The sequence below is a fragment of the Amycolatopsis panacis genome (assembly GCF_003600245.1).
Taxonomy (GTDB): Bacteria; Actinomycetota; Actinomycetes; order Mycobacteriales; family Pseudonocardiaceae; genus Amycolatopsis; species Amycolatopsis sulphurea.
This window is the reverse complement of the sequence record NZ_QZFV01000010.1, coordinates 15,051-31,258: the sequence shown is the minus strand read 5'-3', so window position 1 is coordinate 31,258 and position 16,208 is coordinate 15,051. Positions and strand designations below refer to the sequence as shown.

At 69.1% G+C, this 16,208-nt stretch carries 12 protein-coding genes and 1 pseudogene; 5 read left to right on the top strand and 8 right to left on the bottom strand.

Annotation, left to right across the window (positions count from 1 at the left end; genetic code table 11):
- A complete protein-coding gene (locus D5S19_RS00620) occupies nt 1–1,314 on the bottom strand; it encodes a hypothetical protein (RefSeq protein ID WP_120021372.1) in 1,314 nt (437 codons plus the stop codon).
- Nucleotides 1,295–1,528, bottom strand: coding sequence for a hypothetical protein (locus tag D5S19_RS00615; protein ID WP_233573631.1), 234 nt, complete (start codon nt 1,526–1,528; stop codon nt 1,295–1,297). The genes D5S19_RS00620 and D5S19_RS00615 overlap by 20 nt, the downstream gene beginning before the upstream one ends.
- Before the next feature lie 149 nt (nt 1,529–1,677).
- On the opposite strand from D5S19_RS00615, the gene D5S19_RS00610 reads away from it, so the two are divergent.
- From D5S19_RS00610 to D5S19_RS00590, 5 genes and pseudogenes are all read left to right on the top strand, one after another.
- Complete coding sequence (locus D5S19_RS00610) at nt 1,678–4,344, top strand: LuxR C-terminal-related transcriptional regulator (protein ID WP_120021370.1); 2,667 nt, start codon at nt 1,678–1,680, stop codon at nt 4,342–4,344.
- Nucleotides 4,345–4,400: 56 nt separating this feature from the next.
- A complete protein-coding gene (locus D5S19_RS00605; RefSeq protein ID WP_233573630.1) occupies nt 4,401–7,025 on the top strand; it encodes a LuxR C-terminal-related transcriptional regulator in 2,625 nt (874 codons plus the stop codon).
- Between the two features lie 177 nt (nt 7,026–7,202).
- Entirely contained in the window at nt 7,203–7,601 is a 399-nt protein-coding gene (locus tag D5S19_RS00600; RefSeq protein ID WP_120021368.1) for an SHOCT domain-containing protein, read from the top strand.
- Nucleotides 7,602–7,619: 18 nt separating this feature from the next.
- On the top strand, nt 7,620–8,189 hold the full coding sequence (locus D5S19_RS00595) for a potassium channel family protein (RefSeq protein ID WP_233573629.1): 570 nt from the start codon (nt 7,620–7,622) through the stop codon (nt 8,187–8,189).
- A gap of 55 nt (nt 8,190–8,244) precedes the next feature.
- A pseudogene (locus tag D5S19_RS00590) lies at nt 8,245–10,137 on the top strand (glycoside hydrolase family 15 protein); the annotation flags it as partial.
- 236 nt (nt 10,138–10,373) lie between these two features.
- On the opposite strand, the gene D5S19_RS00585 reads toward D5S19_RS00590, so the two are convergent.
- From D5S19_RS00585 to D5S19_RS00555, 6 genes are all read right to left on the bottom strand, one after another.
- Nucleotides 10,374–11,762 (bottom strand): MFS transporter, encoded by a 1,389-nt coding sequence (locus D5S19_RS00585; RefSeq protein WP_120021365.1) that lies wholly within the window; start codon nt 11,760–11,762, stop codon nt 10,374–10,376.
- Between the two features lie 136 nt (nt 11,763–11,898).
- Complete coding sequence (locus tag D5S19_RS00580) at nt 11,899–12,309, bottom strand: archease (protein WP_158605449.1); 411 nt, start codon at nt 12,307–12,309, stop codon at nt 11,899–11,901.
- Between the two features lie 117 nt (nt 12,310–12,426).
- A complete protein-coding gene (locus D5S19_RS00575; protein WP_120021363.1) occupies nt 12,427–12,876 on the bottom strand; it encodes a hypothetical protein in 450 nt (149 codons plus the stop codon).
- A 65-nt stretch (nt 12,877–12,941) separates the two neighbouring features.
- On the bottom strand, nt 12,942–13,457 hold the full coding sequence (locus D5S19_RS00570; protein WP_120021362.1) for an RDD family protein: 516 nt from the start codon (nt 13,455–13,457) through the stop codon (nt 12,942–12,944).
- A complete protein-coding gene (locus D5S19_RS00565; protein WP_147397295.1) occupies nt 13,447–13,887 on the bottom strand; it encodes a hypothetical protein in 441 nt (146 codons plus the stop codon). The genes D5S19_RS00570 and D5S19_RS00565 overlap by 11 nt, the downstream gene beginning before the upstream one ends.
- A gap of 498 nt (nt 13,888–14,385) precedes the next feature.
- A complete protein-coding gene (locus D5S19_RS00555) occupies nt 14,386–16,116 on the bottom strand; it encodes a SulP family inorganic anion transporter (RefSeq protein ID WP_120021359.1) in 1,731 nt (576 codons plus the stop codon).
- Nucleotides 16,117–16,208 lie beyond the last annotated feature (92 nt).

Here is a 16,208-nt window from a genome sequence, read left to right as displayed (position 1 = left end):
TCAAGAAGCGCTCGCCGACGTGGGATGGTCCTCGCGCGGCTGGTCCAGGAACTGCACGATGCCCAGACACACCAGCAGCACGAGAGCGATGATCAACACGGTCAGCGCACTGGGCTGGCTGATCAACACGAAGACCAGCACGGCGATGGCCACCAGACCGATCCGCAGGGCGTTGCGGAACCGGTGGACCCAGGGCCCGACCGGACCCGTCCGCAGGCCCGCCCTGGCTCCGCCACGGCGGAGCCAGCCGATTCCGTTCGCGACACCCTTGCGGATGCTGACGGCCGTGACGGAGGGTCCGCTGAGGAAGGCCGCCAGGGCGAGCACGAGGCCGACCGCGAGCACGGTGCGCAGTCCGTCGCGCAGGAAACGCACCAGGATGTCGTATGCGGACCCGGTGGCCGGCGCCGCGTTGGCGGGCACGCTACCGATGAGGATGCCCCGCACGATCAGCAGTGCCGCCGCGATCACCAGCATGCCTCCAGCGACGCCTAGTCCAGCGCCCACCAGGGCGTGCCTGTGGTTGCGGGCCAGGTAGACCCCCGCGGCCAGGAACACCAGGGTGACCCAGGGCAACCAGGTCGCCACGCTGCCCAGCAGCGAGTAGATGCCTTTGCCGCGTTCCAGCGTGGTGGCGTTGGTCAGCGGTACCGTCGGATGCACGTCCGGCACCCGCGCGGCCACGCCGAACCCGGCGGCTACCAGTTGTTGCTTCGCCGCGGTGATGAAGGGGCCGAGGTCGAGCCGCACCTCTCCGTTGCTGACGACGACGGACTGGCTGTTGCCGGAGAGCACCTGATTCATCTGCTCACTGGTGGTCCGCAGCGCCTGGTTCCACACCTGGGCAACCGCGGGGCTGGCAACGATCTGCGCGACCGCGCCGTGCACGTAGTTCTGCACGGCGTTGGTGAGCGGCCCGGTCAAGCCTTGCAGCCGGTCGGTCACATTGGGCGGCACGCCGCGCTCCCCCAACGCGTGCACCGCGTCCGTCGCGATCGCCTGTACGTCGACATAGCTGAAGATGGTGTTCGCGACACGGTCGGTGATGACGGTCTGCACCGCCGGGTCCTGAATCAGGGGACTCGCCGTCGCCACGAATCGGTCCGTGTTGGCCACCTGGTTGTGCACCCACACCGTCAGCAGTGAGATCGGGGCGAGCAGGCATCCGAGCACCAGCAGGAAACCCGCGCCGATAGACCTCCACGGGATGCCTCGCCGCTCTCGATGTTGCCGTAGCGTGCGCAGCCGTTCCAACTCGGCGCGTTCGCCGGCGGTCAGCGGCGTCTCCCCGTTCTCACCCGCCGTGCCGGACATGGTCACCTCGCAGGGGTTCGGAAGGTAGCGAGGGAATCTCGTGCACGGCCACGATGCGCAGGCCGAGTGTCTCCAGTAACATCAGCAGCCCGTGCAGCTGCGCCTGATCCTCAACCGCTCCGTAGATCAGCGTCTCCGGCGGCGCCTGCACGACCTGGACATCAGTGAATTCGTCCACTGCCTGGCGCAGCGGATCGGAGACTCTTCCATACACTCGGAATTCGTAGTTCCTCGCTGCCACCTCCGCACTGTTGGCCGTTTGCTGGCCGACTTCCTCATCCGCGCTGGGTGAAACGCGCGATTGAACTGGAGAGCGGACAGCGGATCCACCGACAATGGGGACAGTGTCGGGAGGAGGCTGCGATGCCGGACGATTGGCCCGGGCCGGCCCGCCGACGGGTGCCACGCACCAAGATCATGGTGGCGGACCTGCCGGTTCGGATGGTGACCCGATGGCGGTTGCTGCACATGCTCGACCAGGCACGAGACGCGGCCGTGACCGTTCTCAGCGCGCCTCCGGGCACCGGGAAGACCGTCCTGCTGGCGGAATGGGCGCGCCAGCACGACAGGTCGGGCATCTCCTGGGTGTCGCTGGACTCCGATGACCATGACGACTGTCGATTCTGGTCGGCAGTGCTCGACGCGCTTTCCACCAACGCAGACCTGCCCGGCACCAGTCCGATCAGGACATTGGCGGTGCCTGCCGAACCCGCGACGGACCTGGCTTTCTTCGCCGCGGTGGTGGACGCGTTGGACGAACTTCCGCGTCCGGTCACACTGGTCCTGGACGACGTGCAGGAACTCGGCGGCGCCCGGTCCGCGCACGGGCTGCGTGCGCTGGTTCGCGCACGGCCATCGGGACTACGCCTGATCCTGTCCGGTCGCGGCGACCCGCCCGTGTCGTTGGCACGGTTGCGGATGTCCGGCGAGATCGCCGAGATCGACGCCGAGCAGTTGCGGTTCACCCTCGCCGAGGTGTGTTCGCTGTTCGCGATCAGTGGCGCGACCATCACCCCCGACGAACTGATCCGGCTGGCCGATGAGGCGGAAGGCTGGGCGGTCGACGTCCGGATGGCAGTGGCAGCCGCCGTCCGGGAAGGCAACATCGGCGAGTTCCTCGCCGGCCATGACCGGGCCCTGCGCGAGTACCTGACGGAGGAGGTGCTTGCGGCGTTGCGCACCGACCAGCGCGAGTTGCTGTACGCGATCAGCGGATGCGAGGAGGTCACTCCGGCCCTGGCCACGGTCCTGTCCGGCCACTCGCACGCGCAGGGGCTGCTGCACGAGCTGGGCGGGCAGGCGGTCATCGCGACCAGGCTCGCCGGTCCGGAGCCGCACTACCGGATACCGACCTTGCTGCGGTCGTATCTGCTCGCCGAACTCACCAGGCGGGATCCGGTGCGCGTCGACCGGCTGCACATCGCCGCGGCCGAGTGGTTCACGGCGCAAGGGCAGCCGGCGGACGCGCTGCGGCACGCGACGCAGGCTCGCGACGCCGAACAGGTCGCGACACTGCTGCGCGGCTCCGCGGTCGATCTCTTCCTGGCCGGGAGACACGACGTGCTCCGCAAGGCGTTCGGGGTGCTGGACGATCGGACGGTCGCGGCGGACCCGCTCCTGGCGCTGTGGTCGGCATCGCTCTACCTGGAGGCGGGGCAAACGGATGCGGCGGACCTGCGGCTGGCCCATGCCGGGGCGAGCATGCCCGCCCCGCCCGAGCCCGAACTCCGGGCGTTGTGGCAGCTGGCGGTCGCCCGCCGGGCCCAGATCGCCGGTGACGCCCCCCAGATCGTGTCCACGCTGCGTGAGGTCGACTCCGAACTCGCGCGGGGGAACGCACTCGGCGGTCTGGTGGAGCTGTCCCGCGAGACCCTGGCCCTGATCGCCGGGGACACGGCCGGCAGTCGGAAACGGCTGACGACGGTGCTCGACGACGCCACCCGCACGGGCCGGGAGTTCGTGGTCGCCCGCTGCCTCACCACGCTGGCGGAGCTCGCGGCCATCGAGGGCGACTTCACCGGCATGAACAAGATCGCGCGCACGGCCGATGCGCGCCTGCGGGCAATGGCGGGTGGAGGCGAGATCGAACAGGCGACAGTCTGCCTGATGCTGGCCTATGCAGCGTTGCTGCGCGCGGAGCCCGCCGAGTGTGTGCGGCAGTCCGCCCGGCTCGGCGACGTGCCGGGACAGACCCTGTCGGGCAGGCACAATCTGCGTCTGATCGCCGCGGCATTGCGTGGTGCGGCCGAATTCGAGCTGGGTGACTGGCATACCGGGCTGCGGCGGATGCGACGGGCTCGGACCGCGATGGGAACCAGCACGCCGTCGCCCCGATCCGCCGCCCTGTGCGCGGCGATGGAGCATCGCGGAGCCTTGTTGCTCGGCTCGACGGAACAAGCCCGGGAAGTCGTCCGATGGAGCCAGGGTGTGCTGAAGCATTCCGGCGAATTGCTCCTGATGCGTGGCAGAACGCAATTCGCACTTGGCAGGCACGTCTCCGCACGGAGAATGCTCGAGCCGGTGCTGTCCGGTGCGGTCGGTTGCGCACTGCCCTGGACGATGCTGGACAGCGCGCTGCTCGGCGCGCGGATCGCCATCAGCGACGACGCGGACGGCCCGGCTCGCCGGCTGCTGGACCGGGCGCTGGACATGGGCGAGTCCATGGGCGTGCGGCATCCGTTCGTCTTCGCCCCGTACGACCTGGTCGAGGTCCTCACCAAGCGGCTGGGCCGGCTCGGCGCCCGCGACAAGTTCGCTTCCGAGGTGCTCGCCCAGCGCAGGCGACTCGCGCTGCCGGTGGTTCCGCCTCCCCTGACCGAACGCGAGATGAGCGTGCTGCGCCTGCTGCCCACCCTGCGGTCGATCGAGGAGATCGCCGAGGATCTGACGGTTTCCCCGAACACCGTCAAGACGCACGTGCGGGGCATCTATGCGAAGCTCAACGTGCGACGCAGGCGCGACGCCGTCGCTATCGCGATCAGTCACGGCCTGCTCGACCACAGATCGTCGATTTCGGGAATTCAGCCCTGAGCCAAAGGGTCGTTCGGCCCTGTAAGCCCGATTTCCCCGGTCATAACCTCCGCTGGGTGTACCAGGTTAGCTTCGTCTCGGATGGCAGTCGCCGCTGGCCGATGCCGCACACCAAGCTCGTGCCGCCGCCTCTGCCGTCGCGTTTCGTCGAGCGTCCGGCACTTCGCCGCAGGCTGGTCAACCATGCGTCCTCGACCGACGTGACGCTGCTCTGCGCACCACCCGGATATGGCAAGTCGACGCTGCTGGCCGACTGGATCAGGACAGCAGGCGACGCGGACAGGGCATGGGTGTCACTGGACCGCGACGACGATGCCGGGCGATTCCTGACCGCCGCCCTGCTGTCGCTCGGTGAGTGCGGCGTCGTCCCGGCCGGCAGCAGGCTCAGGACGCTCTCCCCAGCCGACGACCAGGACCCGGCGAGCCTGCTGGCCGACCTGGTGAACGCCGTGGCCGCGGTTCCCGCGCGGTTGTATCTGGTGCTCGACGATGTGCAGGAAATGTCCAGTGTGGAAGTTCGGCGGGTGCTCGCCGCGCTGATCCGTCATCAGCCGGGCAACCTGCGGCTGGTGCTGGCCAGCCAGTCCGACCCACCGTTGCCGCTGGCCCGGTGGCGCGTGCAGGGGCGCCTGGCTGAGCTGCGCGCCGACGAACTGTGCTTCTCGCTGGGCGACGCCAGCCGGCTGATTCGGGACGCCGGGGTGACGCTCACCGGCGATCAGCTGCGCCGGCTGGTCGCACAGACCGAGGGCTGGGCGGCGGGCCTCCGGTTGGCCGCGCGGTCGCTGCGGACCGCGGGCGATCCGGAGCGGCTGCTCGCCGATCTCGCGGGTGGCGATCGCGCGATCTCCGATTTCCTCGCCGGCGAGGTCCTCGCGGGGCTGCCACCCGATACGAGAAGGCTGCTGCGCCTGCTCAGCCCGTGCGACCAGGTGGATCCACGGTTGGCGGCGCTGTTGTCCGGACAGGCCGACGTGGGTGAGATCCTGGCCGAGCTGGAACGGACCAGTTCGCCCATGGTCACGCTGGGACCTGACCGGCGCAGTTACTCGATCCACCCGCTGCTGCGCTGCTACCTGCGTGCCGATCTGGTACGGCACGAGCCGCGACTGGCCAACCAGGTGCACGCCAGGGCGTCTGCGTGGTACGCGGCCCACCGTCGGCCGGCCGAGGCGCTACGGCATGCCGAACAGAACGGCGACGAGCACGCGGTGGTGGCGCTCCTGCGCGACGTGTCGATCGGGATGCTGCTCCAGGGCAGGCCGGAAATGGTCCGTCAGGGTCTGGCGTCGGCGGGCGCCGGTGCCATCGGCAACGACGCTGTGCTGTTGCTGTGCTCGGCATTCGCTCATCTGGAGATGGGTGAGTTGTCCGTGGCCGAATCCGATCTCGCGCGCGGTGACGCGGTCTGGCCGGCTTCCCCGACCGGCAGCGAGGCGGCTTTGCGGCACCTTGTCGTATCCGCGCACGCGCTCGCGCTCGGGCGGAAACCACCGAACCGTCCGGACGACGACGGCGCGCTCGCCTCCGGCCCTTCTGGCATCGACGCATGGCTGCTGCTGGACCGCGGGCTGGCGCTCGCGGCGCACGGTGACCGTGCCGGCGCCCGGAGTCTGTTGCGCTCCGCACGCGAATCGAGCCGTGCTCAGGGGTTCGACTATCTCGCGATGCACGTCCGGGTCGCGCTGGCCGTGTTGCAGGCGCTGGATGGTGACTACGCGGCTATGGAGACGGCATGCGCCGAGGCCCTGGCGTGGTCCCGGACGAGCGGATGGCCGCGGTCGCCCTGGCTCGCCCCGGCCGAAGTGCTGCCGGGGCTGGCCCGGCTGCTGCGCTCGGATCCGTCCGGCGCGTTGGAGTCGTCCGGGCGGTTCGCGGACGCGGAGCCGAGTCTGGTGCGGTTCCTGGCCCGCCTGGTGGTCGGGGTCGCCCGGTTCGACCTGGGTGACCGCGTTCCGGGAGCGCGCCTCCTCCAGACCAATCGCCGGGACCTGGCCGACGATCACCTGCCGCCCGAACTGACCGCGACCGCCGCCGTGCTGGAACACCAGTGCGCCATCGTGGGTCGTCACCTCCCGGTCGCCCGGGACGTCGCGGAGTGGTCGCTGCGGCGCCTCGGCGCAGGCGCGGAGAGCGCTCTGCTGGACGCTCGGACCAGGTTCGTCCACGGCGACCTCGCGGGGACCAGGCGAGCGCTGGAGGCGATCCTCTCGGAGCGGACGTCGGCTCTCGTCCCGGCGACCACGGTCGAGGCCTGGCTGCTCGACGCGGCGACGTCACTGCGCGCGGAACGCCGGACGTCGGCACGGGAATCGCTCAGCAGAGCACTCTCCGTCGCCGAGCGCTCCAGCATCGTCCGGCCCTTCGCCCATGCCGACCCCCCGGTTCACCGGTTGTTGCTGGATCAGATCGGCGGCTTCGGCCACACCGACGCCTTCGCCGAACGGGTGCGGCAGGTCCTGACCGCGCCCGGGGAAAGAGCTGACGAGCATGTCCTCACCGGCCGTGAACAGGACGTGCTGGCCAGGTTGATCCTGCCGCAACCGCTGGAGGAGGTGGCCTCCGACCTTCGGGTCTCGGTGAACACGGTCAAGACGCATGTCCGGGCCATCTACGCCAAGCTCGGCGTCAACAGCCGCCGCGCCGCGGTCGTGGCCGCGCGGGAGCGTGGCCTGGCCTGAGCGCCGCGCGTTCGCCGTGGGCTGTGCGGATGAACTCACCCAACCCGGGTGGTGCGTACCGCTGCCGGTCCGGGCCACCGTGATCGAGCAACCTGCGCAGGGTGCCTGAGAGCCGCGGCGGACGGATCGTGGTGGGCGATCGCCGGACATCCGCGCGGCCGGATGAACGGAGGAGTCATGACGGGTTACCCGTTTCTGGATCTCGTCTGGACGATGCTGGTGTTCTTCGGCTGGGTCATCTGGTTCTGGCTGCTGATCGTCATCTTCGGCGATCTGTTCCACAGGCATGACGTCTCCGGCTGGGCAAAAGCCGGCTGGACGGTCGGTCTCATCCTGTTGCCGTTCGTGGGTGTGCTGATCTACCTCATCGCCGAGGGCAAGCACATGGGCGAGCGCAAGATGGCCGAGTCCAAGGCCGCGCAGCGGCAGTTCGACGACTATGTCCGGTCTGTGTCCGCCACGGGCAACGACGCGAGCGCCCGGATCGCGACCGCCAAGCGGCTGCTCGACGAAGGCACGATCACCGAGGACGAGTACCAGACCCTGAAGGCGGACGCGCTCGCCCACCCCCACTGACGGCCGATGGTGGGGCGGGTGCCAGACGAGGAGAACGGTCACGTCGGCGTGTCACGTCTGCGCATGTTCGTGCTGGGCGTGACACGCCCGCTCGCCACGGTCGTCCTGCTCGTCGTGGCGTACTACGTGTTGCCGTCGGGGCGGCGGCTCGACCACGGCGACGTGTGGCTGCTCGCCGTCGGCCTGGTTCTGGTGACGGCACTGCTGGCCTGGAACGTCCGGCGGATCCTGCGATCCCGGCATCCCGTCGCGCAGGGCATCCAGACGCTGGCCCTGGTGATACCGCTGTTCCTGCTCATCTTCGCCTACGTCTACGTGGTGGTCGGCGAGGACCCGCCGCTGAACTTCAGCATGCCGCTGACCAAGACGAACGCGCTGTACTTCACGGTGACGGTGTTCAGCACGGTCGGTTTCGGCGACATCACGCCGGTGACCGAAGGCGCGCGCGTTCTGGTCACCATCCAGATGGTCTGCGATCTGCTCGTCCTCGGCGGGGTGTTCCAGGTCGTCGTGACGGCGGTGCGGCGGGCCCGGGCGGCGTCTCCAGGTGCCGGGCAGCCGGACGCCAGGCCTCACCGGCGCGGCTGATTCCGCGCGCCGCCGTGACCGATTCGGTGGGCACATCGGGTGAAGAACCGACTGGAGGCAGAAGATGACCGAGACCGCGATCGCCGACCACGGGATGATCGGAGACCTACAGACAGCGGCGCTGGTGACGACGGACGGATCGATCGACTGGTTCTGCTGTCCGCGCTTCGACTCGCCGAGCGTCTTCGGCGCGATACTGGACGATCAGCGCGGCGGCCGGTTCCGGATGCGCCCCACCGGCGTGGAATACACGACGAAGCAGATGTACTACCCGGATTCCGCCGCCCTGATCACGCGCTTCTTCACCGAATCGGGGGTCGGTGAAGTCATCGACTTCATGCCGCTGACGGGTACGCGGGCGACGGACAACCATCGGATAGTCCGGTTGCTGCGCTGCGTGCGCGGCAGGATGAACTTCGAGGTGGAGATCGCGCCGCGCTTCGACTACGGCCGCCGGCCCCACGAGACCCGGGTCACCGAGAACGGAATCGTCTTCACCTCCGACGACCTGACGCTCACCGTGCACTCGGTGCGGGAACCGGACGACGCGCGGCTGGCCCATGGCCAGGTCCAGGACGGCACTGTCGGTCTGAACATCGAACTGGCCGCGGGTCAGGTTCGCGGGATGGCGCTGGAGTCGGCCGCGGAGGGGCCGCCCAGGCAGATCCGGGCCGCGGAGATCGAGACCTTGTTCGAGGACACCGTGCGGTACTGGGGATCCTGGCTGGCGAGGTCGGCGTACTCCGGGCGCTGGCGCCAGGCCGTGGAGCGCTCGGCGATGACCCTCAAGCTGATGACCTACGCGCCCACCGGAGGCATAGTCGCCGCGCCGACCATGAGCCTGCCCGAGCAGGTCGGCGGCGAACGCAACTGGGACTACCGCTACACCTGGGTGCGGGACGCGTCGTTCTCGGTCGCCGCATTGCTCGAACTCGGCTTCGTGGACGAGGCCGAGCAGTTCGGCCGCTGGCTCGGCGACCGGGTGCGCGAGACCGCGGGCGGAGCCGGTGGGCCGCTGAACATCATGTACCGCGTCGACGGCACGTCCGATCTCAACGAGGAAGTGCTCGGCCACTGGTCGGGCCACCGGGGATCCACCCCGATCCGGGTCGGCAACGGCGCCGCCGGACAACTACAGCTGGACATCTACGGCGAAGTGCTGGACAGCCTGTTCATCGGTGATCGGGCCGGGCTCTGGGTTCCGCACAACGGGTGGTCGGCGATCCGCGGCGTGCTGGACTGGGTCGCCGGCAACTGGGATCAGCCCGAGGAGGGCATCTGGGAGACCCGCGGGGGCCGCCAGCCGTTCACCTACGGACGGTTGATGTGCTGGGTCGCGCTGGACCGCGGAATCCGGCTGGCCACGACGCACGGCCGCCCGGCGGACATCAATCGGTGGCAGACGGAGCGGGACCGGATCTACAACGAGGTCATGCGCCGTGGCTGGAGTCCCGCGCGCCGGGCGTTCGTCCAGCATTACCACACGGAGGTCCTCGACTCGTCGCTGCTGCGCATGCCCAAGGTGGGTTTCATCGCACCACGGGATCCACTGTGGCTGTCCACTTTGGACGCTATGGACACCGAACTGGTGACCGACAGCCTCGTCTACCGGTACGACCCGGCAGCATCGCCGGACGGGTTGCGCGGCTCGGAGGGAACGTTCTCGCTGTGCACCTTCGCCTACGTCGACGCGCTGGCCAGAGCCGGACGGGTGGATCAGGCGCGGCGGGTGTTCGAGAAGATGCTCACCTACGCCAACCACGTCGGACTGTACTCCGAGGAGATCGCGTTGACCGGGGAGCAGATCGGCAACTTCCCGCAGGCGTTCACGCACCTGGCGCTCATCGACGCCGCGATCACACTGGACGCGGCGATGGACGGCGACCGGCACCCGGCCGGTCTGTTGCCGCGCACGGCGGGCGTGCCAGTCGCCATGCTGACGCAATGACCGGTCCCGCCGGACCGGATCCCACGCCGCCGGCCCACCGCTGCCCGACGTCCCATCAGTTCCGGGCGAACTCGGCCGCCGAGATCCGCTCCTCCATGCGTCAGAAACCCCCGCGACAGGAGGAATGCCGGGCCGCCACGCCCCTGCCTCGCGCGCACTGGAGCTGCTTCCCCGGCGGGTCCGCTGCCGACGCCATACCGGTCGACGGTGCGGTCGCGGGATCAGGGCGGCCCGGGTCAGGCCGGCGCCGCGTCGGCAGCGGTGCGACTCGCGGGCAGGCTCGCGGCGGCCGCGAAACCGATGAGCCCGATGGCCGCCAAGGTGATCAGCGCGGCCGCGTAGGCATGGCTGGTGAACGTGGCTACCAGGATCGTGCCGGCGATGGCGGTACCCAGCGAGGAACCCAGGTTGGACACACTGCGCGACAAGCCGGAGATCTCACCCTGTTCCTCCTCGGGAAAGCTGGACTGCACGATGTTGACCGACGGCGTGAGCATCAGGCCGATCCCCAGGCCCATGAACAGCAGGCCGGGCGCGGAGATCCATGGGTTGGCGGACACCGCCGACAGCGCGATCAGGCCGCCGATGCCGATGATGGTCAGCGCGAAGCCCCACATCACAAGGGTGCGCTGCGCCCGGCGTTTCGCGAGCCGTTCAGCCGACAGCGACGACGCGAGCAGTCCCACGGTCGCCGAGGTGAGGATCACTCCCGTCTCGATCGCGTCGTATCCGCGCACCACCTGTAGATAGGCCGCCACCACGAAGGACGCGCCCATCAGCACCAGCCACTGGATGTTCTGGGTCACCAGGCCCAGATTGGACGTCCGGTTGCGGAACATGCCGGTCGGGATCAGCGCCTCGCGGCCGGACCGCTCCCTCCCGCGAATCCACAGGAAGAACCACAGCAGGACGAGCAGGCCCGCGACCATGAGCGCGATCGCCACCCAGCCGTTGTTCTTCAGCACCAGGATGCCCATCACCAGCAGCACCAGGCCGACGGCGGACAACACCGTTCCACCGACGTCGAAGGGGCGGGTCGGATCCGGTCGCACCGGATCCGTTATCGCACGGCTGAGCAGGATGATCACCACGATCACCAGGGCCTGGAAACCGAACGCGGCGCGCCAGCTGATCGCGCTGGTGATCAGCCCGCCGATCAGCGGCCCCGCCGCGGCGCCGAGTCCGGCCATCGCCATGATCGTGCCGAACGCCCGGGCCCGTGCGGCGACGCCGGTGAACAATATCGTCGTGAGAATGTAGACCGGCGGGATGAGCATCGCCGTGCCGACGCCCTCCAGAATCGAGTTCCCGATGATCAGCACACCGAGCCCGGGCGCGCACGCGCTCAGTACCGCGCCTACCCCGTACAGCGCGAGACCGACGATCAGGCAACGCTTCCGGCCGTACTTGTCGGTGAGCTTCCCGCCGGGAATCATCAGGGCCGCCATGACGAGCAGGAACGCGGTGATCGACAGCTGCACGCCCTGAACGGTCGTGTGCAGGTCGTGACTGATGTCGTTGATCATCACGTTCATGTTCGAGCCGGCGAAACTACAGATGAACTGCGCGAGCGCGAGTGGCACGAGCACCGCTCGCAACGCATCGGACGCACTCGTACCGGTCATTGACTTCACCTTCGTCGGCCAGGCAGCCATGGACACGGAAAAGCCTGCCGCCACGCGCCGGGCGACCGGCTCACCTCAAACGGAGGGGAACTCGCCGCCACGCAAGTCACCGGCGCGGAACTCGGGTCCCCCGCGTTCACAGGTCCACACACGCGGCGCACCACCATCCATCGGTCCGCGGGGCGAACCGGACATGCTGGGCCGACACACCTTTCGGCACCGCGCCCACCGCCACGACGCCGGCGAGGTCGGCCACGCCCAAACGCACCCGAAGCCCGTTCGGAGCGGCCCACACATCCGCCGCGACCGGAATCTCGTTCCGCGCTCCGATGCCGGAGATCACCGTGCGGAGCACACCGACCAGCAGCGCGACATCGGTGTCGCCGTGCACGTCGAATTCCGTGGCGCTGGTTTGCCGCGGGAGCCGGGGCACGAAGCCCGCCACGAGAGCACTGACGGTCTGCGCGACGCATTCCTCCCTGGTCGCTCCCCATGCCCGGATCCGCAGATCACCGGCATGCAATGGTTTGGCAGTGCTGATGCTCACCCGCCTATCAGGCAGGACAGGCTCCCGACGGACCTCACCCGCTCCGGATGGTTCCCGGCGATAGTGGGTTGAGCCGGTGACCCGGCCGTGGTCCCTGGTCCGGTGGATCCGTGACTGTCAGGATGTCGGCGGCGCGGTGGGGCTCGTCGTCGAACAGACCGTCGCGATGCCGCGCAGGTCGACCGCCAGGGCGTTGGCTGCGGCCCGGACACCGGCCACGTCGACCGGTTGTGCCTGCAACGCGTCCACCAGTTTCCGCACGTCGGTCTGCGCGTTGTCGACGTGCGTCCCCACGGCCGGAGCCAGCGCCGCGTGCGCGGAGTCGAGCGCGGTGCTGAAGTTCTGCACGGCCGACTGCACGTCGCTCGGGGTGGCGCTCCCGTTGACGAACTGGAGCACCGTCGTGGCCAATGCCTGTCCCTTCGCCACGACGTCCGCGCATTGCGGCTGTGCCGGTCCGGCCGTGCCCGAGACGCTGGTTGCCGGGCTGGTCGGCGTCGTGCCCGACCCAGTGGAGTTCGCACAGCCGCTCACCGCCAGCGCGGTCGCGGTCGCGATCGTGATCATCGGTCGCCAATGTCGGTGGTCGATTCCCATCGCCGGATGGTCCGGTCGGCGCGGCGGCGGGCACCTCACTCGCCCCGGGTGAAATGATCCCAGTCATAGATGACCGACGTGCGGACCAGAATGTCCTGAACGGACCGGCGACGCGGACTGACCGCCGCCCACAACACGCCCACCATGAACACCGTGCACAGTACGGAGCGCAGCAGCGCCAGCGCCGGGTGGGGGACCCTGCCCCGCCGATCGATCACCCGCAGGCCGAGAACATGATCACCAAAGGTGCGGCCGACCGTGGCCCAGCCGACCGCGAGATAGGCGACCAGCAGCACGCCGCCGACGATGATCACCATCGTGCGGGACACCGCCGGCGGGCGGAAAGCCACCGGATCGATCACGAACAGCAGCGTGGCCCAGCCGAGGTAGAACACACCCATCATCGCGAACACGACCACGATGTCGATGGCGCCGGCCAGGCCCCGGCTGACAATACCGGCGGCCTGCCCCTGATAGGCCCGCGCCTCCCGGGGGATTACCGGGATCCGAACCGGAGACCGGCCACGTCCGGGCGGCCGGTCACTGGTCATCCGGCGCCGCCGTGGCCGACCCGGTGGCCGGCGGGGCGTCGGCATGTCCCGGACGCAGGATCCGGCGCACCCAGGTGGACACGAATTGATCGGCGGAGATGCTGCGCATCCGGACGTCCCGCACACTTTCCGACGCCATCGAGACGGTGGACTCGCGGATGATCTCCGGGAGGTCGATGTCGATCACGACCTGACGGCAGATGCCGACGATGTCGACCCGGCGAATGACCGCCTCGACGTCCAGTTGCGCGGCGACCCGGTCCAGGTCGACGCAGTCGATCACCAATTGGGTGAGATCGAGCTGATCGAGCGCGGCGGTCACCGCGCCGCGCACCGCGGCGCGCAGCGGTCCGGAGAGTTCGGCGGCGATCCGGCGCGGTCGCCGCCCCAGCTCCGTTATCGCGAGCGCGCCGAGTCTCACCAACGTCAACGCTAAGTCGCTGGCGGTCCGGACGGGATGCGCTGGCACGGACACGACCCCATGATCGGCGACCGGACCACATTGTGCTCATCCCCGGCGGGTGAGATGCGCGATGCGTGGACGGACGGCGCCGCGTCCCTCCGTATCGATTCGGCGGGGCGATGGCCCTGTCCGGGGTCGTATTCTCCCCCATGCGGAACACCGCCGACGTCGACATTTCACTCGGGACAGGCGAGGACGCCGCCGCCGGGGAGATGCCGGCGATTCGCGCGGCCTGCCGGCCGGACCGGGACCGCACAAGGCAGTACCGACATGAGTGGCCGAGCGCCGCCGGTGCCCGTTGCCGCCGGGACCGAAGATCTCGACGAGGGCTTCCGATGCTGGTCGACCTGGTCGTCATCCAGATCCTCACCGATGCCGAGTTCGACAGGATAAAGAGCCGGATTCTCCATTCGCAGCCAGACCGCGGTCATGGTCAAACCGGCGGAACGGATCGCGAATCGGTGTTCAGTCCGTTGTGGAGGATTCTCGGCGATCGGCGGTTCCGCCGCCCCATTCGGCTCCGGTCTGTCGCCGGAACGCGGACACGGCGGCCTCGACCGTCGGATAAAGGTGCCGGGGGTCGCCGGTACGTGTCAGCTGGTAACGCTCGATCTTGCGTCGCACTGGGTCCTTCAGCTCCGAGAACACCAGCGAGGTCCCACCGGCGCTGAGTTCCTCGTCCAGGGCCTCCAGCATGTCGGCCGCGGTCGTGTCGACGTCGGTGACCGGTTCCGCGGCCACCACGATCCAGGCGGGCGGCGGTTCGGCCCGGGCCAGTCGGCGGACCTCGTCGCGGAAGCTGCTGGCGTTGGCGAAGAACAGCGGTCCGTCGAACCGGAAGAGCACCAGACCGGGCAGTCGCTGCGCGTTCGGGTACGACCGGATGTCGTGATAGCCCGGCACTCCGCTCATCCGCCCGAGCACCGTCCGGTAGGGCCACCACGCGTGCCGGAAGACGTTCAGGATCGACAAACCGACCGCGATGGCGATCCCGGGTAACACGCCGAGCAGGGCCACCCCCAGGAAGGCGGCAACGCACAGAGCGAACTCGGTTCTGCGCTGCCGCCACAACCGCGCGACGCCCGGCAGGTCGGCGAGAGACAGCGAAGCGGTGATCACCACCGCCGCCAGCGCGGGTTGCGGCAGATTGCGGAACAGACCGGGCAGCAACACGATCATGAGGATGATCAGCACGGCGCCGGTAACGCCGGTGAGCTGGGTCTTCGCGCCCGACTGCTGCGCCACCGCGGTGCGCGAACCACTCGTGCTGACCGGGAAACCCTGGAACAGGCCCGCGGCCAGATTGGCCACCCCGATGCCGACCATCTCCGCGTTGCCCCGCACCTCCTGCCCGGTCCGGGCCGCGAACGCCGAAGACGTGGAGATCGTGTCGCCCAGCGACACCAAGGCGATACCGAGGGCGCCGGCGAACAGCAATCCGAAGTCCGCGACCGACACATGGGGAATCGTCAGCGGCGGAAAGCCCTTGGGCAGCACGCCGACCAGGTCGACGCCGTGCTGCGCCAGGTGGAACAGGGGCACCGCGCCGATGGCGAGCACCACCATGACGAGCACCGCGGGAACCTTGGGCAGCCAGCGCTGGAGCACGAGGATCAGCGCGGTGCCGGCGATCCCGACGATGGCCGCGGCGAGCACAGCCTCGCCACCGGCCAGACCCTGGACGAACGCCACGAACTCGCCGATCAGACCGTTCGCGTCGACCTTGAAGCCGAACAGCTTGGGCAACTGTCCTACCAGGATCGTCAGGGCGAGACCGTTCAGATAGCCGATCATCGTCGGCTTGGAAATGAGGTCGGCGACGAAACCGAGCTTCGCCACCGCCGCGACGATCATGATCACCGCCACCATGATGGCGAGCAGCGAGGCCAGTGCGACCGCCCGTGCCGGGTCGCCGTTCGCGCCCGCCAGCGGGAGGATCGTGGCGGCGATCATCGGCCCCAGCGATGAGTCCGGCCCCAGCAAGAGGATCCGCGACGGGCCGAACATCGCATAGCCGAGCAGGCAAAAGATCGAGGTGTACAGGCCGGTGATCGGCGGCAGCCCCGCCAGCTCGGCGTACGCCATGCCCTGGGGAACCAGCAATGTCGTCAGCACAACGCCCGCGACCAAGTCCTTGGCCAGCCACTCTCGGCGATAGGTCAGGACAAGACGGATTCCCGGCAAGGTACGCGCCATTCGAACACCCCGTTGTGCGTGTCTCCGAATTCGTTCATCGTAGACACTCACGCACCGTGGCCCCATTGTCCGCTGGTCCCGTCACGCGGTGA